A 25,174-nucleotide genomic window follows, 5' to 3' on the forward strand; every position below is an offset into this window, starting at 1 on the left:
GACGATAAAGGGTCAGGCGTCGTAATCGGACACCTCGTCAACCTAACCCCGCCACCTTCAACAGCCCCTCCGTACTCGCATCGAACTCCTCGCCACCCTGTTCGATCGCTTTCGCCATCTGCTTGCCCAGTTCGACGCCGAACTGGTCGAAGGGATTGATCCCCATCAGCACGGCATTGGCGAAGGTGCGGTGTTCGTGGAAGGCGATCAGCGCGCCCAGCGTGGCGGCATCGAGATCGTCGCACAGGATCGTGGCCGAGGGGCGATCGCCGGGATAATTGCGCGCCGGGTCAGAGCCCTTCTTGCCCGCCATCAGCGCCGCTCCTTGCGCGAAGCAGTTCATCAGCAGGATGCGATGATGCGCCGGGTCCAGAGCGTCGCCCGGGGCGATGCTGGCGATGAAATCGACCGGGATCAGGTGCGTGCCCTGATGCAAGAGCTGGAACACGGCATGCTGCGCATCGGTTCCCACCCCGCCCCATGTGACGGGCGCGGTCGGGCCGTCGACCGGCTGCATGTCCGCAGTCACGCGTTTGCCGTTGCTCTCCATCTCCAGCTGCTGGAGATAGTCCGGAAACAGACCCAACCGCTCATCATAGGCGAAAACGGCGCGCGTCTGGCAACCGCGCACCCGGGTGTAGTAGAGATCGGCGAAGGCCGCGCGCAGGACGAGGTTTTCGGCCACCTCCGCGTCGCGGAAATGGGCATCGACCGCTGCTGCCCCGGCCAGCATTTCGCGGAAATCGTCCATCCCCACGGCCATGGCGATGGGAAAGCCGATGCTGGACCAGATCGAATAGCGCCCGCCGACGCTTTCCTGGAACGGCAGGATGCGCGTCTCGTCGACGCCCCATTCCACCGCGCCTTCGGGATTGGCGGTCAGCGCCACCACCCGGCCACCCGGATCGGATACGCCGTTGTCGGCCAGCCATTTGAGCGCGCTCTGGGCATTGGTCATCGTCTCGATGGTGGTGAAGGTCTTGCTCGCCACCGCGATCAGCGTCTTGGCCGGATCGCATTTCGCAAAGGCCGCTTCCAGCGCCACGCCATCGATATTCGAGACGACATGGACATCGCAGCGGGCAAAGTCACGGCTCAGCGCGTCCACGCCCAGCGCGGGCCCCAGCGCGCTGCCGCCGATGCCGATATGGATGAGATGCTCGATCTCGCCGAGGGCCCCTTGGTGGATCGCCTCGACCAGCATGCCCATGCGGTCGATCAGCGCGGCGGCTTCTTCCGCCTTCGCCTCGTCGCCCACCCCGCGCAGGGTGGCGTGGTCGGCGGCGCGGCCTTCGGTCGGATTCACCACCTCGCCCGCGAACAGCTTGCGGCGCTGGCCCGCAAAGTCCATCGCCTCGGCCAGTTCGGCGAATTTCGCCAGAACCGCGCGGTCGAGATGGGTCTTCGACCAGTCGAACAGTATGCCGCCCGGTGCCATCAGGTCCTCTGCGGTATCGCCGGCCAGTTCGATCCTGCCCGAAAGCATCGCCACACGCTCCGCCCCGCCCGGCTCGTCCACACCCTCGCCGCCATCGCGTTCGGCGCTGAACAATTCGAGCAGGGTAGGCTGCGGCAGGCTGGCGAGATCGGTCCAGATAGCGGCGGCAGATTTGGTCATGGCGGGCAAAAATCCTTTGATGGTCGCGCCTGTGCGACTAGGGCTTTCGGCGATGAATGAGAACCCCCGCCATATACAGCCGGATGCCGATATCGATCCGGCAGAAACCGCCGCAACCGACACGCCGCAGGAAGAGCAGGAAAGCTGGGGAGATTTCCTCAAGTTCGTCCTGAAGCTGGTGGCCGTGGTGCTGATCTTCCGCAGCTTCATCTTCTCGCCCTTCACCATTCCCAGCGAAAGCATGCTGCCCGGCCTGCGCAACGGCGATTATCTCGTCGCGGCGAAATGGCCCTATGGCTATTCCAGCCTCTCTTTGCCGTTCGAGGCTCCGCTGATCCCAGGACGCATCTTCGCCGACCTGCCCGAGCGCGGCGACGTGGTGATCTTCAAGCATCCGGTCGACGGCACCGACTATGTGAAACGCGCGATCGGCCTGCCGGGTGATACGGTCGCCGTGCGGCGCGGAACGGTCTATCTCAACGGCGACCCCCTGCCGCAGGAACGCGGCGGATTCGTCGACATCCCGATGAGCGCCAACACCCAGTGCCGCACGGATGGCGGAATTATCGTGGGCGAAAGCACCTGTCGCTATCGCCAGGTCATCGAGACTCTGCCCTCCGGTAAAAGCTATGCCACGATCGATTTCGGGCGCTCCATGCAGGACGATTTCGAGCCGATCGTGGTGCCGCAGGGCAAGATCTTCGTGATGGGCGATAACCGCGACAATTCGCTCGACAGCCGCTTCCCGGCCACACCCGGTGGGGGCGTGGGGCTTGTCGATGCGGACCTGCTGGTGGCGCGCGCCAGCATGGTACTGTGGTCGACCGATGGCAGCGCCGAATGGCTGCTGCCCTGGACGTGGTTCACCGCGGCCCGCTGGGACCGGATCGGCAGCGACATATGAAAGGCCTCAAGCCCGAAACGCGCGGCTGGCTGGAGGCGACCGGCTTCACGGTCCGCGACGATAGCCTCTGGCTGGCTGCCCTCACCCACGGCAGCATGGGGGAGAAGGACGATTACGAGCGGCTCGAATTCCTCGGCGACCGCGTGCTGGGCCTGTCCATAGCGCACTGGCTCTACGAACGGAGCGAGGCGCCCGAGGGCAAGCTCGCCCAGCGCCTCAACGCCATCGTCAGCCGCCAGATGTGCGCCACCGTGGCCCGCGGGATCGGCCTGTCCGAACATATGCGCATTTCGAAGCAGGCCCGCGCCGATGGCGGAACGGATAGCGACAATATCCTGGGCGACGTGATGGAATCGCTGCTCGGCGCGCAGTTTCTCGACAACGGCTTCGCAGCGGCGCGCGATCTCGTTCACCAGCTCTGGCGCCCGGCGCTGGAAAGCGGCGCGGGCGAAAGCAAGCACCCCAAGAGCGCATTGCAGGAATGGGCCGCGGGTAACCGCCGCAAGCCCCCCGAATACGAAGTGGTCGACCGTTCCGGCCCCGATCACGCGGCGCAGTTCACCGTCCGGGTAAAGGTCCACAAGGTAGGCGAGGCCACCGCCACCGCCAACAGCAAGGGCGAAGCCGAAAAGGCCGCAGCCAAGGAATTCATGGAGAAGTTCGGATGACCCTTCGACAGGCTCAGGGTGAGCGGGAATCGCGCTGCGGCCTCGTGGCCGTGATCGGCGCGCCCAATGCGGGCAAGTCCACGCTGGTGAACCAGCTGGTCGGCCAGAAGGTCGCGATCACATCGGCCAAGGCGCAGACCACCCGTGCCCGCATGCTGGGCATTGCCCTGCACGGCGATACGCAGATGATCCTCGTCGACACGCCCGGCATCTTCGCGCCCAAGCGCCGGCTCGACCGCGCGATGGTCAGCGCCGCATGGGAAGGCGCGGAAAGTGCCGATGCGGTGCTGCTGCTGGTCGATCCGATCAAGCAGCGGCGGCACGAACTGGAGCCTCTGGTGGAGGCCCTGAAGGACCGGCCCGAACGCAAGATCCTCGTGCTCAACAAGGTCGACGTGGCGAAGAAGGAGCCTTTGCTCGCACTGGCGCAGGAGCTGGGCGAGAAGGTCGAATTTTCCGAAGTTTATTTCGTCTCCGCGCTCACCGGCGACGGCGTGCCCGAGATGAAGCAGGCGCTTGCCGAGCTGATGCCCGAAGGTCCGTGGATGTATCCCGAAGACCAGGTCTCCGACGCCAGCGAACGGCTGCTGGCCGCAGAGATCACCCGCGAGCAGCTCTACCAGCAATTGCACGAGGAACTGCCCTACGACAGCGCCGTGAGGCCGGAGAAATACATCCAGCGCAAGGACGGCAGCGTCGAGATCCACCAGCAGATCGTCGTGATGCGCGACAACCAGCGCGCCATCGTGCTCGGCAAGGGCGGTAGCCGCATCAAGGCCATCGGCCAGGCCGCGCGCGAGGAGCTGAGCGAACTATTGGGCCAGAAGGTCCACCTCTTCCTCCACGTCAAGACCGACGAGCGCTGGAGCGAAGACAAGGAAATGTTCGAGGAAATGGGCCTCGACTGGACACGTTGAGGCTTTAGCGGCGATGGGTTGGTCAGACACCCTGAGCCATCTTGGCGCGGCACTTGCCGTCGGTCTGATGATCGGTCTGGAACGTGGCTGGAAGCTGCGCGGAGCCCAGGATGGCCAGCGAGTTGCGGGTATCCGGACCTTTACCCTGCTTGCAGTCACCGCCGGCCTCTCCGGTCGGCTTGCACTCTCGGGTTATGAAATCGTCGCGGGTGTGCTCGTCGCCGGAGCCGCGGCGATAGTGGCGATCGGCTATTCCCGTGCGGTTAGCGCCAACGGCCGGCCCGATGCCACATCGGCAATTGCCGCGATGGTGACTATGGGCTTCGGCTTCATTGCCGGGTCGGGCGAGGCGATGCTGGCCGTGGCAGGAGGAGCAGTGGTCACGCTACTCCTCGCGCTGCGCAACGAGGTGCATCGCTGGGTCGGGGCGTTGGACGAAGACGATATCAAGGCTTTTGCGCGCTATGCGGTCATTGCGCTCGCGGTGTTTCCATTTCTGCCCGAGGGCCGCTTCGGTCCATACGACGCCTGGGAGCCGCGCAATCTGTGGCTCGTGGTAGTCATCGTCACGGGCTTCTCCTTCGCCGGCTATGTCGCCAACCGCCTGTTCGGTGCTCGCCACGGAACGATCGCGACCGCCGTGATCGGTGGGGCCTACAGTTCGACAGCCGTCACCCATTCCTTCGCCCAGAAAATCGGTGTGGGTAACGGGGGCGGAGCAGAGAACGCAGGAATCGCCTTGGCAAGCGCAGTGATGTATCTACGGGTCGTCGTGCTTGTCGCGGTCCTCGCGACGAGCCTTCTCCCCCATTTCGTGATCGTCGTCGCACCAGCGCTGATCGTCGGCTTTGCCGCGGCCTGGTGGCTCTATCGCAAGGCTCCTTCAACGACCGGCCCCGCACCGCCGGGCAATCCCATCGCATTGGTGCCGGCGCTCACCTTCGTAATTTTCGTGGCGACCGCCGCCGTCGCGGCGCGCTGGGCGCAGGGCGAATTCGGGGAGCAGGGCATCGCCGTGCTCCTGCTGCTGATGGGCAGCATGGACGTCGATGCGGCAATCGTTACCGCAGGCGGGCTGGAACCGGGCACAATCGCACCCGGCCTCGCAGCACTGGCCATCGCGGGCACGATCCTCGCTAATATGGCTGTCAAACTGGGCGTGACGCTCGCCTATGGGAAGCGCGAGGCCCGCCCGGCCGCCTTGGCGCTAGGAGCCAGCATGGTGGCTTTGGCAGCGAGCGTCGTGATTGGCTACGCCCGGCTCTAACCCCGCCACTTACCGCTTCTTCATAATCTCGATCTTGTTTTTCTTGGCGAAGTCCTTGGTCGATTCCTCGCTGCGGCCGATGGCCTTGGCGATTTCCTTGAGGCCCTTGCCCTTGCCGGCCAGCGTGCGGAGTTGGCCGGCCTCTTCGGATTTCCAAGGTTGCTTGTGGCGCTCGAAACGCTCCTTCGCCATCAGTCCGCGTCCTTTTTCGCCGGGGCCTTCTTCTTGGCCGGAGCTTTCTTCTTCGCAGCGGTCTTCTTCTTCGGCGCCGCCTTCTTCTTGGCCTTTTTCTTCGCCGGACCCTTGGCTGCGCGGGCATCGATGAGTTCGATGGCCTGTGCCTCGGTCACGTCTTCAGGCTTCACGTCCTTGGGGATCGTGGCATTGGTGGTGCCGTCGGTAACATAGGGGCCATAGCGCCCCGGCATCACCTTGATCTCGCCGCCGCTGGTCGGATGTTCGCCCAGCGTCTTGATCGGTTCGGCCTTGCCGCGTCCGCCGCCCTTGCGGTTGGCCGCTTCGGCCAGCAGCGAAACGGCGGCGTTCATGCCGGTGTCGAACACATCGCGGGTGCTGGTCAGCTTGGCATATTTGCCATCATGGCGAAGATAGGGGCCGTATCGGCCGATATTCGCCTCGATCTCCTTACCCGTTTCCGGATGCATGCCGACGATGCGCGGCAGGCTGAGCAGCTTGAGCGCCCATTCGAGATCGAAGTCGTCGATATCCTTTGGAATGCTGGCGCGCTTGGCATCCTTACCCTCGCCCAGTTGGATATATGGGCCGAAACGGCCCGTCTTGCGCTCGACCGGCAGGCCTGTTTCCGGATCCTCGCCCATCGCGCCATCGTTCGCGCCATCGTCCCCATCGCTGCCGGGCTTGGCGAATTGGCGGGTGAACTTGCATTCGGGATAGTTGGCACAGGCGACGAACGCACCGTAGCGGCCTCCGCGCAGCGCCAGCCGTCCGCCTTCGCGACCCTCCGTTTCGCACAGCGGACAATGGCGCGGATCCTTGCCGTCGGCGCGTTCGGGGAAAAGATAGTCGGATAGAAACTCGTCCAGCACCTCGGTTACTTCCGAAGGCTTTTTCTCCATCACCTCTTCGGTCTTGGGTTTGAAGTCGCGCCAGAAATCGGCGAGCAGCTTCTTCCATTCCTCGCGCCCATCGGAGACGGTATCGAGTTCGCCCTCCATCCCGGCGGTAAAATCGAAGGACACGTATCTTTCGAAGAACCGTTCGAGAAACGCCGTGAGAAGACGCCCCGATTCTTCTGCAAAGAAACGGTTTTTCTCCATCCGGACATAGTTTCGATCGCGCAGGGTCTGGAGGGTGGAGGCATAGGTCGATGGACGACCGATGCCGAGTTCCTCCAGCCGTTTCACAAGGCTGGCCTCGCTGAAACGCGGCGGCGGCTGGGTGAAATGCTGGTTCGCCTCGACCGATTTCTTGAGCGGGCTGTCGCCCTTGCTCACATTCGGCAGCAGACCGTCCTCGTCATCTTCCGAGGGTTCGTCCCGGCCTTCCTGATAGACCGCGAAATAGCCCGGGAATTTCACCACCTGACCAGTCGCGCGCAGCTCGTGCTTGCCCGTGCCGTCGCGAAGGGTGATCGTGGTGCGTTCGAGATTGGCGGAAGCCATCTGGCTGGCCATCGCACGTTTGAAGATAAGGTCGTAGAGCTTGCCCTCATCCCCCGATCCCGCGCGGTCGCGTTTGAAATCAGTCGGACGGATTGCCTCGTGGGCCTCCTGCGCGTTTTTCGCCTTGGTGGCGTAGAACCGCGGCTTGTCGGGAAGGTAATAGGCATCGTAGCGATCTGCGATTGCCTTGCGGCAGGCATCGATCGCGCTGCCGTCCATCTGCACGCCGTCGGTACGCATGTAGGTTATGTGTCCGGCCTCGTAGAGCGACTGCGCCAGACGCATCGTGTGGCTGGCCGAATAGCCGAGCTTGCGCGATGCTTCCTGCTGCAGGGTCGAGGTGGTGAACGGCGGCGCGGGGCTGCGTTTCAGCGGCTTGGTTTCGATCTCCTCGACGATGAAGCGCGAATCCTCGACCGCCTTCTTCGCCGCCTTGGCGCTGCCTTCGTCGCCCAGCGTCAGCTTCTGCAGCTTCTTGCCGTCGAACTTGACCAGCCGGGCATCAAACTCGGTCCCGTCCTGCTCCAGCTTTGCAAGGACCGACCAGTATTCGTCGGCCCGGAAATGCTCGATCTCGATCTCGCGGTCGACGATCAGGCGCAGCGCGACCGACTGCACGCGGCCCGCACTCTTCGCACCCGGAAGGCGGCGCCAGAGTACCGGCGAGAGGGTGAAGCCATAAAGGTAGTCCAGCGCGCGGCGGGCGAGGTAGGCATCGATCAGGTCCTGGTCGAGCTCGCGCGGGGCCTTCATCGCATCGGTAACCGCTTGCTTCGTAATCGCGTTGAAAGTCACGCGGTCGACCTTCGCAGGCAGGGCCTTGCGCTTCTGCAACAGCTCGCGAACGTGCCAGCTGATCGCTTCGCCCTCGCGATCAGGGTCGGTCGCGAGAACCAGCCGGTCCGCCTTCTTGGCGTTGTCGGCGATTTCCTTGAAGCGGCTCTGCTTGTCCCGATAGAGCTCCCAGTCCATCGCGAAGTCCTCGTCCGGGCGAACGCTGCCGTCCTTGGGCGGCAGGTCGCGGACGTGACCGTATGAGGCGAGGACCTTGAAGTCCTTGCCGAGGTATTTCTCGATTGTCTTCGCCTTTGCCGGCGATTCTACGATGACCAGTTGCATGAGGTGTGAGGCAATCCCTTACGTGTGTACGTGCGTATACGCGCGAAAATGGGGATCGGCCTCACACAGCGTCAAGCATCTTCGTTCGCTTTCGACCGGCGTGCGAAATCGGGCGGCAGGATGCACTTGCCTGCATCATATTGTCCCACCGCGCGGATAACCTCGTTCTTTTCCGGTTCGATGCGGCGGCCGGAGATCTGGCTGTCGATCACGCGGCGCAGCAACTGGTCGAGCCGGGTGACGAGGTAGCAATCGATTGCCGGCTCGGCATGCGGATTGCCGATCCCGCTGTCGTCTGTAAGGAAGGTGTAACGCGACTGGGTGGCCGCGGCCATCGCCCGCATGACGTATTCGGCCACATCGGCCACGCCGGAAGCACCGACCGGGACCACGTGCACGCGCTCCGCCCGCAGGTGCTCGGCAGCGAGCCAAGTCAGCGGGATATCCTCGTCGTGCGGCGGTGCATCGCCGACCAGCAGCAGCGACTTCACTGCATCTCCGCGCCATTCGAGCTGCGCGGCGCGGACGAGTGCATCCTGCATCGCTTCTTCGTAATCTCCGCCGCCATTGGCATGCTGGGCGGCAAGCCGGGTCTGCGCCCGTGCGATATCGCTGTCGAAGTCGAAAGTCTGGGTGACGAAATCGTCCCCCTCGTCGCGGTAGAAGCTGAAGGCGACGCGGATATCGATGTCCCTGTGCCGCGCTTCGAGCGAGTCGATGATCGAGCGCAGTTCCGCTTGCAGGAAGCGAAGCTCGTCGCTCATCGAGCCCGTCACGTCGACCACCAGCGCAAGGTCGAGCTGGCGCACTGGTGTGGCGGCATCGTCGCTGCGGATCGTGACGCTCTGCGCGCCCGGGGCATCGGCAACGCGCAGCATGCGCCACTCGCTGCCGCCTGCCCGCACCCAGACTGTATTGCTCAACCGGTCGAGGCCGGGGAAGAACACCGCGCTGCCATCGGCGACCGAATTGAGGATGATCGAATTGCCATCCTCGCAGCGCAGCTCGATCGGCATGAAGGGAACGGCCCGGCCGCGGCTATCGCGCGCTTCGACCCGCAGGATGCGCGATGTGTCGAGCACCGGCAGTGCCTGCACCCGCTGGCCGAGATCGGATTTGCGGACGTAATCGGCGTAAAGTTCGGGGTTGAGGAGGTCGTCGTGTTCGCCCGCCGTCAGCAACCCGCTTTGCGGACGCGGCTGCGGCGGACGCGGGGGATAGGGGGGCGGCGGGTAGCCGGGCATGGAACGGCTGACGTCCGATGCGGCAGCCCCTTCCTCGCGCTCGATGCGGCTGCCGGTGACCACGACGCTGGTTCCATCACGCTCGCCAGCGGAGGCAGGAGGCGGCGGTGGGGGTGGTGGCGGAGGCGGAGGCGCGCTCGGTACGGCACCTTCCGTTGCAACATCGGCTGTAGGAGCGACAGCCATGGCCGGTGGGGGCGGAGTGCGGCGCGGCTGCTGCTGATTGACGACGGCTTCCCGGCCCAGTTCGGGTAGCGGTGCAGGGGTGTGACAATAGGTACGGACCGATGATGCGGTGATAGGCGTCGTGCTATTCTGCGCCTGCAATATTGCGGGTCCCGGCGCCAGCAGGGACAGGCAACAGGCTCCGGCTATTAGCTTCTTCATCTCGACTCTCCCCGGCAGACCTCGTGATATTCTGTCACATAACAATGCGTAGGGAAGATGAACCGTTGCTGACGAGCGGCAAATGTCAGGATGACAGGCTGACCTTCCCGGCAGCATGACGCTCCAAACGCCCTGCGATTTCGAGTTCCAGCAGTGCTAGCTGCACCGCAGCGGCCCCTTGCCCCGACTGGCGCACGAGTTCGTCAACATAGACTGGTGCCGTGGTCAGGAGGCTGGCAATGTCCGCAGGTTCTACGTCGGCCAGATCCTCGGGCGTATACTCGAATGGGGAAACGGGCTCACGGAACGTCGAGCGCGGCGCACCTTCGAAACCCGATAGCAGTTCGGTGACGTCTTCGGGCGATTGAACCAGGACCGCGCCCTCACGAATGAGGTGATTACAGCCATGGCTGCGCGCCTCCAGCGGGCTGCCGGGGATCGCCATCACCTCCCTGCCCGCCTCGCCTGCCAGCCGCGCGGTGATCAGGCTGCCCGACTTGACTGCGGCCTCGACCACCAGCGTACCTGCCGCCAGTCCCGCGATGATGCGGTTGCGGCTGGGGAAGTGGCTGCCGCGCGGCTCGGTCCCCGGCGGCTGTTCCGCCAGCAGCAGACCTTCCTGCGCGATCCGCTCCTGAAGCTCGGAGTGCTGCGGTGGATAGGCGATGTCGATTCCGCTGGCGATCACCCCGGTGGTCTGCGGAAAAGCACCTTCGTGGGCCGCGCCGTCGATCCCGCGTGCAAGGCCGGATACAACGGTGAACCCCGATTGCGAAAGACCCTTGGCGAAATCGCGCGCCAGTTTGACGGCGGCAGCGCTGGCGTTGCGCGCGCCGACCATGGCCACGCAGGGCTTCGACGCAAGCGAGATGTCTCCCCGCCATGTCAGTATCGGCGGCGAGCCGTCCATTTCGCCCAGCAGGCGCGGATAATCGGGCTGGTCGTGGAAGAGATATTTCGCGCCTGCCCTCCGGACGGCCTCGACTTCGCGCTCGATCCGGTCGGCTGGCGCTGCACGATATTGCTTTCCGCCCCGCCCACCCAGATCGGGCAACGCGGCCAGCGCTTCTGCCGCCGTGCCAAATCGCGCCAGCAGCATGGAATAGCTGACCGGCCCGATATTGGGCGAACGCAGCAGGCGAATGCGGGCAAAAGCCTCTTCCTGCGTCAACATTGCAGGAGAAGGATGGCAGACCTCGTTCACCCTTTCGAGCCGACCTTGGGTTCGGTGCCAGCAGCCAGACGTTTGATATTCTCGCGGTGCAGCCAGATTACCAGCACGGCGATAATCGCGAGAAATCCCGACAAGGCGGTCCAGCCGAATATCACCGCAGCGACTGTAGCGGCGACGACCGCGGCCATCCCCGCCAGCGAGCTTATCCGCGTGATCGCCAGGACGGCGATCCAGACTACCGCATAAATCGCACCCAGCTGCCAGGCGAGCCCGAAACATACCCCGGCATTGGTCGCCACGCCCTTCCCGCCCTTGAAGCCGAGCCACACCGGGAAGCAGTGCCCGATCACCGCGAAGAGCGCCGCAAAGCCCACTTCCTGCGGAAAATATCGATAGGCGAGCAGAACCGGAACCAGGCCTTTCGCGAGGTCGAGCAACAAGGTCGCCGCAGCCAGCCCCTTACTCCCCGTTCGCAGCACATTGGTCGCACCGATATTGCCGCTGCCCTGCTGGCGGATGTCGCCCTTGCCCGCGAGTTTCGCGAGGATCAGGCCGAAGGGTATCGAGCCAAAAGCATAGCCTAGCAGAGCGGCCCAGAGCATGTTGATGCTAAAATCGGTCCCGATATCCATTTCTTTTCCCTAACCGTTCGCCCTGAGCTTGTCGAAGGGCCGTACTTCCTTTTAAGACCGTTTTGGAAGAAAAAGCAGGGCTTCGAAGAGCTCAGCCCGAACGGATTCGAAGCTTTGGACAAAAATTCCCCTATCCTGCTGTTCGATTCCGGCGTCGGCGGACTCACGGTCCTTGGCGAACTGCGCAAGCTCCTGCCCGCAGCACCGGTAATCTATGCGGCCGACATCGCCGGGCTTCCCTATGGTGCGAAGAGCGAGGCCGAGGTCGCCGCACGCGTCGCCGGCCTGCTCGGGCGTATGGCCGAGCGTTACCATCCGCGCCTGATCTGCATCGCCTGCAACACCGCCTCGACCATTGCGCTCGGAATGGTGCGCGAGGTGCTGGAAACGCCGATCGTCGGCACCGTGCCTGCGATCAAGCCGGCGGCAAGCATCACGCGCACCGGCACATTCGGCCTGCTCGGCACGGAAGCGACCATGCGTCAGGCCTATGTCGACAAGCTCGAGCAGGAGTTTGCCTCGGGCAAGCGTCTGTTGCGGCATGGTGCCAACGGCCTCGTCGCGATCGCGGAGGCCAAACTGCGCGGCGAAGAGGTCAGCATCGGTGCCGTTGCGGACGAGGTGAAGGCTCTGGTTCTCCAGCCCGGCGGGCGCGAACTGGACACCGTCGTGCTTGCCTGCACCCATTTCCCCTTGCTCGAACCCGAACTGCGCGAGGCGATGGGCAAGGACATCACCTTCGTCCATGGCGCGCAGGGAATTGCGCAGCGGATCGCCTTCTTGACGAAGGGTCAGGAGTTCGCCCGCGCAAAGCCCGATTTCGCCGTGACCACCGGTGAACTGGCAGACTTCGAGAAGCTCGACCGGGCCTTTGCGAACTATGGAATCGATATCCTCGAAAAGTTCTGAGGATTTGCGAGTCGTTCGCAAAGATCGCGGTGGCAAAGCCCGGCGCGTTTGCCTATGTGCAGCGCCATATTTTGCCGCAGACGGGCGGCGCTGTGACGGGTAATCCCGCGTGAACTACGACCAGATTTTCGACGAAGCGATCGGACGGCTCCATGCGGAGGGCCGCTACCGCGTGTTCATCGACATCATGCGCAACAAGGGTGCCTATCCCAATGCGCGCTGCTTCCACGGCCATAATGGCCCGAAGCCGATCACCGTCTGGTGTTCCAACGACTATCTCGCCATGGGCCAGCATCCCAAGGTTATCGAGGCGATGGAAGCCGCCCTGCACGATGTGGGCGCGGGTTCAGGCGGCACGCGTAATATCGGCGGCAACACCCACTTCCATGTCGAGCTGGAACGCGAACTGGCCGACCTTCACGGGAAGGACGGCGCGCTGCTGTTCACCAGCGGCTATGTCTCGAACGATGCAACGCTCTCGACTCTAGCGAAGCTGCTGCCCGGCTGCGTGATCTTTTCCGACGAGTTGAACCACGCCAGCATGATCGCCGGCATCCGCAATTCGGGCTGCGAGAAGCGCGTCTTCCGTCACAACGATCTCGAGCATCTCGAACAGCTGCTCGAGGCCGAGGATGCCGACACGCCCAAGCTGATCGCGTTCGAGAGCGTCTATTCGATGGATGGCGACGTCGCCCCGATCCACGCGATCTGCGACCTCGCGGAAAAATACAATGCGCTGACCTATGTCGACGAAGTTCACGCGGTCGGCATGTACGGCAAGCGCGGGGGCGGCATTTCGGAACGTGACGAAGCGGCGCACCGGATCGACATCATCGAAGGCACGCTGGGCAAGGCGTTCGGCGTGATGGGCGGTTACATCGCAGCCGATACGCGCGTGATCGACTGCATCCGCAGCTATGCGCCCGGCTTCATTTTCACCACTTCGCTCAGCCCCGTGCTGGTCGCGGGCGTGCTCGCCGCGGTGAAGCACCTCAAGAGTTCTTCCGAAGAACGGGACGCGCAGCAGGCGGCGGCCGCATTGCTGAAAGGCAAGATGCGTGATGCCGGCTTGCCGGTCATGAATTCGGTCACGCACATCGTCCCGCTGATGGTGGGCGATCCGGTCCGCGCCAAGAAGATCAGCGATATTCTGCTCGCCGAATACGGCGTCTACGTGCAGCCGATCAATTTCCCCACCGTGCCGCGCGGCACCGAACGCCTGCGTTTCACCCCCGGGCCTTCCCATACCGAAACCATGATGGACGAACTGGTCGCCGCGCTGGTCGAAATCTGGGATCGGATGGAACTGGAACTCGCCCGGGCGGCATAGGCGCGGAAGAGATGGCAAAGGCAGCCGATCCTGATTTTCGCCATGACACACCGCATGAAATCAAGGCCCTGCTCGAATCGGACCAGGCGCTTTCCGAAAAGTGGCAGGCCCTGACGCCGCTGGCCCGCAACGAATGGATTTGCTGGGCAATCTCGGCCAAGCAGGAGGCCACCCGCGAGAAACGACGAGTTCGGCTCCACGAAGAAGTCCTCGACGGTAAAAAGCGCCCCTGTTGCTGGCCGGGATGTCCGCACAGGCGCGAATCCGCCCGCAAGTGGGTAGATGCCTGAGGCAGGGCATCTGTTTTGTGCCTGTCGGCTTCCTAAATACGTCCGATGCGACTGCAGCCGTCCTTCCTCTCCAGCAATAACGGACCTCTCTATGGTGTGAGTGCCATCCTTCTCGCCGTGTTCATATCTCTGGCTGCAATCGGGGGACCGAAGGACACGGCGGCATCTCAAATAACTGACTCGCGTCTCGCCGAAGCCTCAACGGATGAGACTTTGCCGGCCACCGACGATCTTCCGGCCGCCGCGGACGATACCGTCATTCTCTCCCGGCTTTCCCCGGACGAGGCCCGGGCCCGCAACGCGGTGATAGAATTCGCTGCCGTCGGACCCGGCAATCCGCGCCCCTTCGCCTTTCATGGCTCCTCCGCAGACAGGCTCCGCGCGCGCGACTGCCTTGCGCTGGCCGGCATGGCGGAGGCCGGTGGCGGCGACGGCAACCAGCGCGCGGTCATGCAGGTCATCCTCAACCGTGTGCGCCACCCGGCCTTTTCCAATTCGGTATGCGGCGTAGTCTTCGAAGGATCGCAGCGCCCGACCGGTTGCCAGTTCAGCTTCACGTGCGATGGCTCCCTTGCACGCAGATATAGCGACAAGCTGTGGGAGGCATCGCGCCGCCGGGCGGAAGAAATGCTTGGCGGTGCGACCTATCCGCCGGTCGGCAACAGCACCCATTTCCACGCAGACTATGTGTATCCCTGGTGGAGCGACGAGCTCGACAAGGTGGCCCAGGTCGGCTCGCACATCTTCTTCCGCTGGCGCGGGTTCTGGGGGACGGCGCGCGCGCTTTCCGCCCGGTATAGCGGCGGCGAGCCAGACCCGATGGCACTGCGCGCGACCGCCGAGGCGGTGGCCGCAGCCAATCCTCTCCCCACCCTGCTCGAAAGCGGCACCGCAGTGCGCAGCATCATGCAGGAACAGGTAGCGGAAACGCCTGCGGCTGACGCTGATGCAGAAGCTTCGCCTTCGCCGGGAGCGGGCGTCCATTTCGTGCTGATCTCGCCCACCGATGCCCCGTCCGAACTTGTCGCTCGCGCGCGCCAGCTTTGTTCGGGCGAAGGGTATTGCCGGGTGCAGGGATGGACCGATGCCGCCAACATTCCATCCAGGCTCCCGCTGGCAGAGGAGGCCCGGCGCACGCTGCGATTCAGCTTCATGGCAGGGGGCGCCGGTGGAAGCGAAGCAGTGTTCTTCGATTGCCGTATGTTCACTGCGCCCGGCAGCGGCACCTGCCTGCCGAACGCGAGGCCGTAACGGATTTTACCGGGGTAACCGGCTGCGCTAATCCCTCCCTCAAATCGAGGAGAGACTATGAGCGGCAGCCCTGACCAACCCTATGACGAAATAGTGCGAAGCCGCCGCAGCATTCGCGGCTATCTGGACAAACCCGTCCCGCGCGAATTGATCGAGGAAGTTCTTGCGCTCGCCATGCGCTCGCCCACTTCCATGAATACGCAGCCCTGGCATTTCCACGTCATCACCGGCGAGCCGCTAGACCGTATCCGCAAGGGCAATACCGAACGGATACTTGCAGGCGAGCCGGACAGCCGCGAATTTCGCCGGGGCGAGCCCTTTGCCGGCGTGCACCGCGAACGGCAGATCGGTGTCGCCAAACAGCTCTTCGAAGCGATGGGAATTGCGCGTGACGACAAGGAGGCCCGTCAGGACTGGGTGCTGCGCGGCTTCCGGCAGTTCGATGCACCGGTCTGCGTAATCGTCACCTATGACCGCGAACTTTCCGGGAGCGATGATACTGCATTCGATTGCGGAGCGGTCACGACCTCGCTCGTCAACGCCGCCTGGTCCCGCGGGCTTGGCTGTGTGATCAACAGCCAGGGCATCATGCAAAGCCCCGTCGTCCGCGAACATGCCGGGATCTCCGACGACCAGGTAATCATGAAAGCCGTCGCCATGGGCTGGCCGGACGAGAGCTTTCCTGCCAATGCCGTTGTCAGCAAGCGCAAGAATGTCGACGAGGCAGTGCGATTCGTGGGGTTTGAATGAGCGATAGACTGATCGATTTCGGCGATGGCTTCTGGTCCGTACGCGGAAGTTTCCGCATCGGCGGGCTGTTCGATATCGGTACGCAATGTGCGCTCGTCCGGCTCGCATCCGGGAATTTCGTCTTTCTCGACAGCTATCCTCTCGATGACGAAATCCGTGCGCAGGTCGACGCGCTGACCGATGGCGGGGCCAAGGTCGAGGCGATCCTCAACCTGCACCCCTTTCACACGGTCCACTGCGAATGGATGCATGAGGCTTTCCCGAACGCGGTTCTCTACGGTACTGCCCGGCACCATGAAGTTCTTCCCGACCTGCCGTGGTCCGACACCCGCTGCGAGCAGGACGAACTTGCGCAGAAATATTCGGCAGATTTCGATTTTTCCGTGCCCGCCGGAGTGCCGCTGGTTTGCGAAGACGACAGCGTGCATTTCTCCTCCATCCTTGCCTTTCACCGGGCGAGCGGGACGATCCATGTCGACGATACCTTCGTCTATCTGCGCAAGGGCTTTCCGCTTTCGCTGCTTCCCTTCACCAGGCGCTTCGGGTTCCACCCCACGCTTGCCAAGGCATTGCATCCGCGAAGCGGAGCGGCGGACGAATTTCGCGAGTGGGCGATCAACCTGGGGATCGAATGGGCCGAAGCCCGCCGCATCGCTGCCGCACACAATGCGGTACTTCCGCTTGATCGGAAGAAACTCCCCGATCTGATCGGCGAAGCGCTGGGACGGGTAGCTCCGGTGCTCGAAAAGCATCGCACCCGGCACAGCTGAGGTCGATCAGCAGGGTTCGCATACGGGCCTTACGAGTCGCTTGGCCTCGCCAATAGGCAGCAGCTTTGGCGTGAGCCTGGACTGCACACGACCGAAATAATTTTTCCGCTCGCAGCCGCCCAAAAACGGCCCGACCGCCAGCGGTTTTCTCCATGCGACGAGCGCATTTTGCATTAATTCAAAATTCATGCGCGGAACGCGAGGCGACCCTCCCCATTGCCCGGAAATCCCCCTCCCGGCAGCAAGCGGAGAGTAGAAATGAAGAAGAACATTCTCTTGGTCGCCAGCGGCTCTTTCATGGCACTACACGGCGTATCTGCGGCGGCGCAGGAAACACCCCCGGCGGAAACCAGCATCGAGACGGAAACCACCACGGCCACGCCCGCGGCCAATGGCGAAGGCGCGGTAGTCACACGCGAAACGACCACCACCACCGCCACAACGGATATGGGAGAGGTCGAGACCGAGATCGATTCCATGCAGTCGGTCGAAACGCCATCCGGCAATAGCACGACAATCGACCGGACCACGGACGCGGATGGCAAGACCACCACCACGGTCGACCATACCAGGATGGATCATTCGGCGCACAAGAAGGAAGATAGCGAAGAAGGTGACGATAAGCCGGAAACCAACTGAGCTACCGGCAACCAATAGGGACGCCTCTCTCCCCCTCCCCAACAGGCGTCCCGGCCGGACCTCTCACCGGCTAGCGGCCCGCGCAGAAATGTGCGGGCCGCTTTCGTTTCAATATCGGATAGGAAGTGCTGGTGAGCCGGGGCTCAGCGCAGGCTCACCACATTGTCCGCTGCCGGGCGCATGCGGCTGCCATCGTAAAGGCTCGCCATCGGCTCGTCCGTCACGATGATCCGTTCCGCAGCGCCAAAGCCGTTGAAATCGGTTTTCATCGCCGCACCGTAAGCGCCGAGCATGCCGATTTCGACATAATCACCCGCTTGGATATCTTCAGGCAGCGCGAAGGGGCCGGGCATGTAATCGGCATCGTCGCAGGTTGGGCCGTAGAAGGCGAAGTCCATTTCCGGCTTGATCAGATCGTCTTCCAGCGCGCGAACGGGGAATTTCCAGTCCACATGCGCCGCATCGAACAGCGCGCCATAGGCGCCGTCATTGATATAGAGCTCCTCGCCGCGGCGCTTCTCCACCTTTACCACGAGGCTACTGTACTCGGCGCACAGCGCACGGCCCGGTTCACACCACAGCTCGGCGTTATAGGCGATCGGCAGCGCGTAGAAGTGCTGGTGGATAATCTTGAAGTAATCTTCCAGCGGCGGCGGCTCCATGCCCGGATAGACGCTGGGGAAGCCCCCGCCCACGTCGATCATGTCGATGACCACCGATGCCTCGGCAATGGCCGCACGGGTACGGTCCAGAGCCTGCACATAAGCGAACGGGCTCATCGCCTGGCTGCCGACATGGAAGCACACACCGAGCCAGTCCGCATACTGGCGGCTTTCCTGCAGCAGCGCCGGTCCCTCGGTGAGATCGCAGCCGAACTTGCTGGCAAGGCTCAACGCCGCGTGTTCCGACGATACGCGCAGGCGCACGCAGAGGCGCAGGTCGGTTGCCTCGCTGCCGTCCTCTGCGCGGGTGGCGTCGACTATCTTCGCCAGCTCCTCGCTCGAATCGAGGCTGAAGGTCTTCACGCCATGCTGGAAATAGGCCTCGCGGATCGCGCCGGGCGATTTGACCGGATGCATGAAACACAGCGTCGCCTCGGGCAGCACCGAACGCACCATGCGCACTTCGGCGATCGAAGCGACGTCGTAATGCGTCACGCCGTTATCCCAGAGGATCTGCACGAGCTCCGGCGAGGGATTGGCCTTCACCGCATAGAGCGACTTGCCCGGAAACTTCTCGACGAAGAAACGGGCAGCGCGCGCCGCGGCATGCGGGCGGTTGAGGATAATGGGTTCGTCGGGCGCGAGCGCGCGAACTACGGACCGGGCGTCAGGAAAATGCTGCAACTCAAGGGACCCCCTAAACGGTCCTGGCGGACCATGAAACGACAAGCTGCCTTGCGGTTAGGAAGTCCCCTTGGGGCAGCGGGAGCGGCGCATATAAATTGTCGGTCATGAAACGCAAGTGAATATGTGACTCGATATCCGCAAGTTTGCGCGGGTCGCACAGAGCCTGAGTTGCGGCGGGACGCACCTAGCTCAACCGGTCGCGGAAGGTCTCGTAGCCGAATTCCTTCACCAGCTCGAGCTGGTCGGTTTCGCTGTCCCACATCCAGATGCTCGGCAATTGCACACCGTTGAAGGTGTTGGTCTTCACCATCGAATAATGCGCCTGGTCGAGGAAAGCGAAGCGCTTGCCAATCTCTGCGCCGCCGGGAATTCGGTAATCGCCGATCACATCGCCGGCGAGGCAGGAAGGGCCGCCGATGCGCACTTCCGGGATTTCGCGCTCGCTGGCCTCCCCCAGCATCGCCGGGCGATAGGGCGCCTCGATCACGTCGGGCATGTGGCAAGTGGCGGATATATCCGCGACTGCGACGGGCACTCCATTGAAGCCGGTATCAAGGATCGTACCGACGAGGATACCTGCATCCAGCGCAACCGCCTCGCCCGGTTCCAGATAGATCTCCGCGCCCGTATCTTCCTTCGCATCGCGCAGGAATTCGATCAGCTCCTCGCGCTGGTAATCGGCTCGGGTGATGTGATGGCCGCCGCCCATGTTGATCCATTTGAGCTGGCCGAACCACGGTTCGATCGCGTCGAATACGCGGTCCCATGTCCTCAGCAGCGGCTCGAGGTCCTGCTCGCACAGATTATGGAAATGGATGCCCTCGACATGCTCCATGATCTCGGGCGTCAGCTGGTCGATCGGAAAGCCGAGACGGCTGCCGGGACTGGACGGATCGTAACGCGGCACCTCGCCGGTCGGCACCTGCGGATTGATGCGCAGGCCCGTATCGAAATCCTGCCCACTCGCTCGCGCATTTTCGAGGATCAGCGCGGCGCGTTGCATCTGGCCGGGCGAATTGAAGATGACATGGTCCGACAGGCGGCAGACCTCTTCCAGTTCCTCGGGCTTGTAGGCGGCGGAATAGGTGGCGATCTCGCCATCGTAGTATTCGCTCGCCAGCCGCGCTTCCCACAGGCCGGATGTGCATACGCCGTCCAGGTATTCACCGATGATCGGCGCCGCGCTCCACATGGAAAAGGCCTTGAGTGCGGACAGAACCTTGATGTCCGCCTCGTCCCGGATTTCGGCCAGCACCTGGCAATTGGCGCGCAGTTTCGCCGCATCCACCACGAAGGCGGGGCTATCGACGCGGTTCAGGTCGAATTGGGCAAAGGCGCCCGGATCGCCAGCTCTAGTTTCCACAGTTCGACCTTGCTCCTATAAATTTCACGCGAAGACGCGAAGAGGTCAGTCTCCGAAACGGCTACCGCGATGTTTGTTGACGATGCGTTTGAGGCCGTCCTTAAACATCGGCTGTCCGAAATTCATCAATAAGCCGAGTGGCAAATGCGTCAGTCGCAAATAGGTAAGGACCTGCTTGCCGTGAACCGGCATTAATTTTTCGACCGACTTGAGTTCGAGAATGAGTCGATTTTCCACCAGAAGATCGATCTTGAACGCGTTGTCTACGACGACGCCCTTATACCGCAAGGGGACCGACACCTGCCGCCGAACCTCAAGCCCTGCTTGCTGCAGCGCTTCAGCCATTAATGCCTCATAGGCGCTTTCAAGCAGCCCCGGTCCGAGATCGTCATGAATATGAAAACCGCAATCGACGGCGATCCGGGCAGTGCGCTCGATCTCGTCCGGGCGCAACATCTTCGCGTCTTCGCGTGAACCGGACTCCATTAAAATGCGACCGGACCATCCAGTTCCTTCACCTGCCAAGGCAGGCCATGCTGGTTCAGCATCTCCATGAAGGGATCGGGATCGAATTCCTCCATGTTGAAGACGCCGTCGCCGCTCCACTTGCCGGTAACCATCATGGCCGATCCGATCATCGCGGGCACACCAGTGGTGTAGGAAACAGCCTGGTTGCCGGTTTCCTCGTAAGCCGCCTCATGGCTGCAGATATTGTTGATGTAGAAGGTCTTCTCGCCCGATCCGTCGAGTGCTTCGCCTGTGGCGATCACGCCGATATTGGTGTTGCCCTTGGTCGTTTCGCCCAGCGTTTCGGGCTTGGGCAGTACGGCGGCGAGGAACTGCAGCGGGATGATGTCCTTGCCCTGATACCTTACCGGATCGATCCGCGTCATGCCGACGTTCTGCAGCACGGTCAGATGCTTGATGTATTCATCGCCGAAGGTCATCCAGAAGCGCGCACGCTCCATCTCCGGGTTGAACTTGGCGAGGCTTTCCAGCTCTTCGTGGTACATCATGTACATGTTCTTGGGCCCGACAGCCTCGAAGTCGAATTCGACCTTCTTGCCCATTGCCGGGGTTTCGACGAACTCGCCGTTTTCCCAGTGACGTGCAGGCGCGGTCACTTCGCGGATGTTGATTTCCGGGTTGAAGTTGGTGGCAAAGGCCTGACCGTGATCGCCGCCGTTGCAGTCGAGGATATCGAGCTGGCGGATGCTCTTCAGCTTGTGCTTCTTCAGCCACATGGTGAAGACACTGGTCACGCCCGGATCGAAGCCTGAACCCAGCAGCGCCATCAATCCGGCTTCCTTGAACCGGTCGTGATAGGCCCACTGCCAGTGGTATTCGAACTTGGCCTCGTCCTTGGGCTCGTAATTCGCCGTATCGAGGTAATCCACTCCCGCTTCGAGGCAGGCATCCATGATCGGCAGGTCCTGATACGGAAGAGCCAGGTTCACTACGAGGCTGGGCTGCACCTTTTTGATCAGGTTCACCATTGCCGGGACTTCTTCCGCATCGATCTCGTAAGTCGCCACGTCGACGCCGGTGCGGTCCTTCACGCTTGCGGCGATCGTATCGCACTTGGACTTGGTGCGGCTGGCGAGATGGATATCGGTGAAGATATCCTTGTTCATCGCCATCTTGTGAACGCAGACCGAGCTGACGCCGCCCGCACCGATGACCAGAACTGTCGACATGGATGAAACCTCTTTCCTGAAAATGCGAATCTAGCGCCCCCTAGCGAAATGCGCAGGCCACGCCAAACGATCCGCTCGCCGCATTTCCTAACGGGCCCGGATCAGGCATAGCGCACGCCATGACCATCGCCCTTCCCACCTCTCCCCTGCATTCGAAACAGGGCTCTGAACCCGTGAACTTTTTTCGCCTTGGACTGTGTAACAGGCGGTCCATGTGTTGCCTGGGAGCGACGAACCGATGAGCGATCTCCGTGTACCGAATCGCGACGGTGTGCTCGCCGCGACCAGATCGATCACCGAGATCCTCCCGCCCAGCCCCCTGCTTCCGGTCGAGATTGCCGGAGTGCGCTGTCACGTAAAGGCGGAAAGCCTCCAGCCAGTAGGCGCGTTCAAAATCCGCGGAGGCTGGTGGCGGCTTTCGAACTTGAATGAGGAAGAGAGATCGCGCGGCGTGGTCGCCGTATCTTCGGGCAATCATGCGCAGGGCGTTGCGTGGGCAGCGCGGCGACTGGGAATCCACGCTGTCATAGTGATGCCGCGCAATGCGCCGAAGGTGAAACTGGAGGCAACCCGCGCACTTGGGACGGAAGTTGTGCTTTATGACCGCCCCGGCGAGGACCGTGACGAAGTGGCCGCACGCGAAGTCGAGGCGCGCGGGGCTACACTGGTTCATGCTTTCGGCGATCCTTGGGTGATCGAGGGACAGGGCAGCGCGGGTGTCGAAATCGAAACGCAGCTGGGCCGTACGCCCTCTCGCATCGTCGCGTGCTGCGGCGGTGGCGGCCTTGCGGCAGGGCTCGCTATCGCCTGCCTGGAAAGCGCGATCCATATTGTCGAACCCGAGGGGTGGGATATGGTCGGCCAGGCCCTTGCCGCAGGAGAAATCGTGCGGGTGGGCGATAAGCCGCCAGCTACCATCTGCGACGCGCTTCAGCCCGATGCGACCAAGCCGATCAATCTGCAGGTCTTGCATGGCCGCGCCGAACCCGGTGTGACCGTCACCGATGAGGAAGTGCGCGAAGCCCAGCGTTTCGCCTTTTCGCGGCTCAACCTCGTCGCGGAGCCGGGCGGCGCAGCAGCCCTCGCCGCAGCATTGTTTGGCAAGGTTCCGCTGGACGAAGATACCGTCATCATGCTGACTGGCGGAAACACTGATGCGGAAAGCTTTGCCGCAACGCTGGCAGCCGTTTGACTTTGCGACGATCTCGAAGCAGTTCAGTCAAGTAACAGGGAGGGAATTCACGATGCAGGCTCAAATGCTCGCACCTGCCGCAGTACTGGTGCTGTGGTCTATCGTCATGCTTTTCTGGATGGCTTTCACACGCCTGCCCGCGATGAAGAAGCTTGGCAGCGGCGGCGGTCTGCGCGAAGCCAAGCCCGGCGGTCGGGGCCAGGATCTGGAAGGTGTGATCGACGACAGGATCAACTGGAAGGCGCATAATTACGCTCACCTGATGGAACAGCCGACGATCTTCTATCCGACGGTTATCATCCTTGCGATCATGGGAGCCGGATCGTGGGACGTGCTGCTGGCCTGGATCTACGTGGTCCTGCGCATCATTCACTCGGTCTACCAGGCCACCGTCAACGTCGTGAAGGTACGGTTCCTGTTCTTCGCGCTATCGAGCCTGGCACTCACCATTCTCGCCATTCGCGCGGTGATGGCCACGCTGTTTTTCAACCCTTCCCTCGCCCCGATATGATGGGAGCCTGACGAATGAATGTGATTACCGAATCCGCCATCTTGCAACCTGTTGTGGTCCTCATGGCATGGACCATGGTCATGTGGCTCTGGATGTACGCCACGCGTATCCCCGCGATGAGCAAGGCGAACATCAAGCCCGACGATGCTCGAAGGACCAAGGGGCTGGACGATGCGCTGCCCGATCAGGTTCAGTGGAAAGCGCATAATTACAACCATTTGCACGAGCAGCCAACCCTGTTCTACGCAGTCTGCCTGCTGCTGGCGATGGTCGGATGGGGCGAAGGGATGAACGCGCTGCTGGCGTGGATCTACGTCGGCCTGCGCATCATACACTCGGTCGTGCAGGTCACCGCCAACAAGGTGATGGTGCGCTTCGTGCTGTTCGCGGTGTCGAGCCTCGTGCTGATCGCGCTGATCTTCCACGCCGCAATCTGGGCGTTCGACATTCACATGTGAGCTGGCAAGGGCTCGCCAGCGGGCGAGCCCTTCTTCAGCCGGGGTTTACTCGGCAGCCTCTGCGGCGTGGGCATGCCCGTCCGCATCAATCTCGAGATTGGCGAGGAAACGCTCGGCATCGAGCGCGGCCATGCAGCCCATGCCAGCGGCGGTGACCGCCTGACGGTACACATGGTCGGTCACGTCGCCCGCCGCGAACACGCCCGGGACGTCGGTCTTGGGCGAACCCGCTTCGGTGAGGAGATAGCCGCCATCGTCCATCGGCAGCTTGCCCTTGAACAGTTCGGTCGCGGGCGCGTGACCGATAGCCACGAAGGCCCCGTCGGCTTCGAAAGTGCTGTCTTCGCCGGTCACGGTATCCCGCAGGTTGAGATGATGCAGCGCGCCGTTCGGGCCGGCCTCGAAGCTCTCCACCGTCTTGTTCCAGATGACCGAAATCTTCGGATGGTTGAGCAGGCGTTCCTGAAGGATCTTCTCCGCGCGCAATTCGTCGCGGCGGTGGATCAGCGTCACATCGTCCGAATGGTTGGTAAGGTAGAGCGCCTCTTCAACCGCGGTGTTGCCGCCGCCGATCACCGCGACCTTCTTGCCGCGGTAGAAGAAACCGTCACAGGTTGCGCAGGCCGATACGCCCTTGCCGCCCAGTTCCATTTCACCCGGCACGCCCAGCCACTTGGCCTGCGCGCCTGTAGCGATCACCAGCACATCGGCAATGTACTCGTCCCCGCTATCGCCCACTGCCCGGAAGGGCGAGCCGCCCCCGATATCGACATCGACGATCGTGTCCCACATCACCCGCGTGCCGACATGCTCGGCCTGCTTCTGCATCTGCTCCATCAGCCAAGGACCCTGGATGACGTCGGCGAAGCCAGGATAGTTCTCGACATCTGTAGTGATGGTGAGCTGGCCGCCAGGCTGGAGGCCCTGCACCACGATCGGCTCCATCATCGCACGCGCAGCATAAATGGCAGCGGAATAACCCGCCGGGCCGGAGCCGATGATCAGCATCTTGGTGCGATGGGTAGCCATATGTCTTGTCTCGTGATCGTATGGGAATTGTGTGAGGCGGCTATATGGGGATTGCCTTTGCCG

At 62.7% G+C, this 25,174-nt stretch carries 25 protein-coding genes; 14 read left to right on the forward strand and 11 right to left on the reverse strand.

Features of this window, described 5'->3' with window-relative positions:
* Positions 1-37: 37 nt before the first annotated feature.
* A complete protein-coding gene (pgi, locus tag K3180_RS11195; protein WP_221540917.1) occupies positions 38-1,618 on the reverse strand; it encodes a glucose-6-phosphate isomerase in 1,581 nt (526 codons plus the stop codon).
* A gap of 52 nt (positions 1,619-1,670) precedes the next feature.
* Between pgi and lepB the strand changes: the two genes are divergently transcribed.
* From lepB to K3180_RS11215, 4 genes are read left to right on the forward strand one after another with little or no spacing between them, the layout of a single operon-like run.
* Positions 1,671-2,522 (forward strand): signal peptidase I, encoded by an 852-nt coding sequence (lepB, locus tag K3180_RS11200; RefSeq protein WP_221540919.1) that lies wholly within the window; start codon positions 1,671-1,673, stop codon positions 2,520-2,522.
* Positions 2,519-3,190: a ribonuclease III gene (gene rnc / locus K3180_RS11205; protein WP_221540921.1), complete on the forward strand. Its 672-nt coding sequence runs from the start codon at positions 2,519-2,521 to the stop codon at positions 3,188-3,190. Before lepB ends, rnc begins: the two co-directional genes overlap by 4 nt.
* A complete protein-coding gene (gene era, locus K3180_RS11210) occupies positions 3,187-4,107 on the forward strand; it encodes a GTPase Era (protein ID WP_221540924.1) in 921 nt (306 codons plus the stop codon). The genes rnc and era overlap by 4 nt, the downstream gene beginning before the upstream one ends.
* A 13-nt stretch (positions 4,108-4,120) precedes the next feature.
* The gene (locus K3180_RS11215; protein WP_221540926.1) at positions 4,121-5,374 is read left to right on the forward strand and encodes an MgtC/SapB family protein; all 1,254 of its coding nucleotides are present in this window, start codon (positions 4,121-4,123) and stop codon (positions 5,372-5,374) included.
* A 9-nt stretch (positions 5,375-5,383) separates the two neighbouring features.
* Here the strand turns inward: K3180_RS11215 and K3180_RS11220 are convergent, their stop codons facing one another.
* The 5 genes from K3180_RS11220 to plsY all read right to left on the reverse strand — a co-directional run bounded on the left by K3180_RS11220 (position 5,384) and on the right by plsY (position 11,573).
* Positions 5,384-5,566, reverse strand: a complete 183-nt coding sequence (locus K3180_RS11220; RefSeq protein WP_221540927.1) for a hypothetical protein — start codon at positions 5,564-5,566, stop codon at positions 5,384-5,386.
* The gene (gene topA / locus K3180_RS11225) at positions 5,566-8,136 is read right to left on the reverse strand and encodes a type I DNA topoisomerase (RefSeq protein ID WP_221540928.1); all 2,571 of its coding nucleotides are present in this window, start codon (positions 8,134-8,136) and stop codon (positions 5,566-5,568) included. The genes K3180_RS11220 and topA overlap by 1 nt, the downstream gene beginning before the upstream one ends.
* 71 nt (positions 8,137-8,207) lie before the next feature.
* Positions 8,208-9,767, reverse strand: a complete 1,560-nt coding sequence (locus K3180_RS11230) for a vWA domain-containing protein (RefSeq protein WP_221540929.1) — start codon at positions 9,765-9,767, stop codon at positions 8,208-8,210.
* Positions 9,768-9,852: 85 nt separating this feature from the next.
* Positions 9,853-10,941 (reverse strand): DNA-processing protein DprA, encoded by a 1,089-nt coding sequence (dprA, locus tag K3180_RS11235; protein ID WP_221540930.1) that lies wholly within the window; start codon positions 10,939-10,941, stop codon positions 9,853-9,855.
* A gap of 26 nt (positions 10,942-10,967) precedes the next feature.
* On the reverse strand, positions 10,968-11,573 hold the full coding sequence (gene plsY, locus K3180_RS11240; protein ID WP_221540931.1) for a glycerol-3-phosphate 1-O-acyltransferase PlsY: 606 nt from the start codon (positions 11,571-11,573) through the stop codon (positions 10,968-10,970).
* Positions 11,574-11,687: 114 nt separating this feature from the next.
* Here plsY and murI point away from each other — a divergent pair, with 114 nt between their 5' ends.
* From murI to K3180_RS11275, 7 genes are all read left to right on the forward strand, one after another.
* Positions 11,688-12,482 (forward strand): glutamate racemase, encoded by a 795-nt coding sequence (gene murI, locus K3180_RS11245; RefSeq protein ID WP_221540932.1) that lies wholly within the window; start codon positions 11,688-11,690, stop codon positions 12,480-12,482.
* Positions 12,483-12,591: 109 nt separating this feature from the next.
* The gene (hemA, locus tag K3180_RS11250) at positions 12,592-13,812 is read left to right on the forward strand and encodes a 5-aminolevulinate synthase (protein ID WP_221540933.1); all 1,221 of its coding nucleotides are present in this window, start codon (positions 12,592-12,594) and stop codon (positions 13,810-13,812) included.
* Between the two features lie 11 nt (positions 13,813-13,823).
* Positions 13,824-14,102: a YdeI/OmpD-associated family protein gene (locus tag K3180_RS11255; RefSeq protein WP_221540934.1), complete on the forward strand. Its 279-nt coding sequence runs from the start codon at positions 13,824-13,826 to the stop codon at positions 14,100-14,102.
* A 96-nt stretch (positions 14,103-14,198) separates the two neighbouring features.
* Positions 14,199-15,353: a cell wall hydrolase gene (locus K3180_RS11260; protein ID WP_345719471.1), complete on the forward strand. Its 1,155-nt coding sequence runs from the start codon at positions 14,199-14,201 to the stop codon at positions 15,351-15,353.
* A gap of 57 nt (positions 15,354-15,410) precedes the next feature.
* Positions 15,411-16,103 carry a nitroreductase gene (locus K3180_RS11265; RefSeq protein ID WP_221540936.1) on the forward strand — a complete coding sequence of 231 codons (693 nt, stop codon included), beginning with the start codon at positions 15,411-15,413 and terminating at the stop codon, positions 16,101-16,103.
* Positions 16,100-16,873 (forward strand): hypothetical protein, encoded by a 774-nt coding sequence (locus K3180_RS11270; RefSeq protein WP_221540937.1) that lies wholly within the window; start codon positions 16,100-16,102, stop codon positions 16,871-16,873. Before K3180_RS11265 ends, K3180_RS11270 begins: the two co-directional genes overlap by 4 nt.
* Before the next feature lie 258 nt (positions 16,874-17,131).
* A complete protein-coding gene (locus K3180_RS11275; RefSeq protein WP_221540938.1) occupies positions 17,132-17,512 on the forward strand; it encodes a hypothetical protein in 381 nt (126 codons plus the stop codon).
* A 143-nt stretch (positions 17,513-17,655) separates the two neighbouring features.
* Here K3180_RS11275 and K3180_RS11280 read toward each other — a convergent pair whose 3' ends face one another.
* From K3180_RS11280 to K3180_RS11295, 4 genes are all read right to left on the reverse strand, one after another.
* Positions 17,656-18,858, reverse strand: a complete 1,203-nt coding sequence (locus K3180_RS11280) for a type III PLP-dependent enzyme (protein ID WP_221540939.1) — start codon at positions 18,856-18,858, stop codon at positions 17,656-17,658.
* Positions 18,859-19,045: 187 nt separating this feature from the next.
* Positions 19,046-20,224 (reverse strand): carboxynorspermidine decarboxylase, encoded by a 1,179-nt coding sequence (locus K3180_RS11285; RefSeq protein WP_221540940.1) that lies wholly within the window; start codon positions 20,222-20,224, stop codon positions 19,046-19,048.
* A 45-nt stretch (positions 20,225-20,269) separates the two neighbouring features.
* A complete protein-coding gene (locus tag K3180_RS11290) occupies positions 20,270-20,680 on the reverse strand; it encodes a GxxExxY protein (protein WP_221540941.1) in 411 nt (136 codons plus the stop codon).
* Between the two features lie 29 nt (positions 20,681-20,709).
* Positions 20,710-21,921 carry a saccharopine dehydrogenase family protein gene (locus K3180_RS11295; RefSeq protein WP_221540942.1) on the reverse strand — a complete coding sequence of 404 codons (1,212 nt, stop codon included), beginning with the start codon at positions 21,919-21,921 and terminating at the stop codon, positions 20,710-20,712.
* Between the two features lie 238 nt (positions 21,922-22,159).
* Here K3180_RS11295 and K3180_RS11300 point away from each other — a divergent pair, with 238 nt between their 5' ends.
* Genes K3180_RS11300 through K3180_RS11310 form a run of 3 tightly spaced genes read left to right on the forward strand, consistent with a single transcriptional unit; the run spans position 22,160 to position 24,082 of the window.
* Entirely contained in the window at positions 22,160-23,113 is a 954-nt protein-coding gene (locus K3180_RS11300; protein ID WP_221540943.1) for a threonine ammonia-lyase, read from the forward strand.
* Positions 23,114-23,165: 52 nt separating this feature from the next.
* A complete protein-coding gene (locus K3180_RS11305; protein ID WP_221540944.1) occupies positions 23,166-23,624 on the forward strand; it encodes an MAPEG family protein in 459 nt (152 codons plus the stop codon).
* A 14-nt stretch (positions 23,625-23,638) separates the two neighbouring features.
* Positions 23,639-24,082, forward strand: coding sequence for an MAPEG family protein (locus tag K3180_RS11310; protein ID WP_221540945.1), 444 nt, complete (start codon positions 23,639-23,641; stop codon positions 24,080-24,082).
* Between the two features lie 45 nt (positions 24,083-24,127).
* Here K3180_RS11310 and trxB read toward each other — a convergent pair whose 3' ends face one another.
* On the reverse strand, positions 24,128-25,111 hold the full coding sequence (gene trxB / locus K3180_RS11315; RefSeq protein ID WP_221540947.1) for a thioredoxin-disulfide reductase: 984 nt from the start codon (positions 25,109-25,111) through the stop codon (positions 24,128-24,130).
* Between the last annotated feature and the right edge of the window lie 63 nt (positions 25,112-25,174).

Source organism: Qipengyuania huizhouensis (assembly GCF_019711635.1).
GTDB classification, from domain to species: Bacteria; Pseudomonadota; Alphaproteobacteria; order Sphingomonadales; family Sphingomonadaceae; genus Qipengyuania; species Qipengyuania huizhouensis.

Coding starts and splice junctions, on each gene's coding strand:
- pgi (WP_221540917.1), bottom strand. CDS start 1,618: ATGACCAAATCTGCCGCCGCTATCTGGACCGATCTCGCCAGCCTGCCG.
- lepB (WP_221540919.1), top strand. CDS start 1,671: ATGAATGAGAACCCCCGCCATATACAGCCGGATGCCGATATCGATCCG.
- rnc (WP_221540921.1), top strand. CDS start 2,519: ATGAAAGGCCTCAAGCCCGAAACGCGCGGCTGGCTGGAGGCGACCGGC.
- era (WP_221540924.1), top strand. CDS start 3,187: ATGACCCTTCGACAGGCTCAGGGTGAGCGGGAATCGCGCTGCGGCCTC.
- K3180_RS11215 (WP_221540926.1), top strand. CDS start 4,121: ATGGGTTGGTCAGACACCCTGAGCCATCTTGGCGCGGCACTTGCCGTC.
- K3180_RS11220 (WP_221540927.1), bottom strand. CDS start 5,566: ATGGCGAAGGAGCGTTTCGAGCGCCACAAGCAACCTTGGAAATCCGAA.
- topA (WP_221540928.1), bottom strand. CDS start 8,136: ATGCAACTGGTCATCGTAGAATCGCCGGCAAAGGCGAAGACAATCGAG.
- K3180_RS11230 (WP_221540929.1), bottom strand. CDS start 9,767: ATGAAGAAGCTAATAGCCGGAGCCTGTTGCCTGTCCCTGCTGGCGCCG.
- dprA (WP_221540930.1), bottom strand. CDS start 10,941: ATGTTGACGCAGGAAGAGGCTTTTGCCCGCATTCGCCTGCTGCGTTCG.
- plsY (WP_221540931.1), bottom strand. CDS start 11,573: ATGGATATCGGGACCGATTTTAGCATCAACATGCTCTGGGCCGCTCTG.
- K3180_RS11255 (WP_221540934.1), top strand. CDS start 13,824: ATGGCAAAGGCAGCCGATCCTGATTTTCGCCATGACACACCGCATGAA.
- K3180_RS11265 (WP_221540936.1), top strand. CDS start 15,411: ATGAGCGGCAGCCCTGACCAACCCTATGACGAAATAGTGCGAAGCCGC.
- K3180_RS11270 (WP_221540937.1), top strand. CDS start 16,100: ATGAGCGATAGACTGATCGATTTCGGCGATGGCTTCTGGTCCGTACGC.
- K3180_RS11275 (WP_221540938.1), top strand. CDS start 17,132: ATGAAGAAGAACATTCTCTTGGTCGCCAGCGGCTCTTTCATGGCACTA.
- K3180_RS11290 (WP_221540941.1), bottom strand. CDS start 20,680: ATGTTGCGCCCGGACGAGATCGAGCGCACTGCCCGGATCGCCGTCGAT.
- K3180_RS11295 (WP_221540942.1), bottom strand. CDS start 21,921: ATGTCGACAGTTCTGGTCATCGGTGCGGGCGGCGTCAGCTCGGTCTGC.
- K3180_RS11300 (WP_221540943.1), top strand. CDS start 22,160: ATGAGCGATCTCCGTGTACCGAATCGCGACGGTGTGCTCGCCGCGACC.
- K3180_RS11305 (WP_221540944.1), top strand. CDS start 23,166: ATGCAGGCTCAAATGCTCGCACCTGCCGCAGTACTGGTGCTGTGGTCT.
- K3180_RS11310 (WP_221540945.1), top strand. CDS start 23,639: ATGAATGTGATTACCGAATCCGCCATCTTGCAACCTGTTGTGGTCCTC.
- trxB (WP_221540947.1), bottom strand. CDS start 25,111: ATGGCTACCCATCGCACCAAGATGCTGATCATCGGCTCCGGCCCGGCG.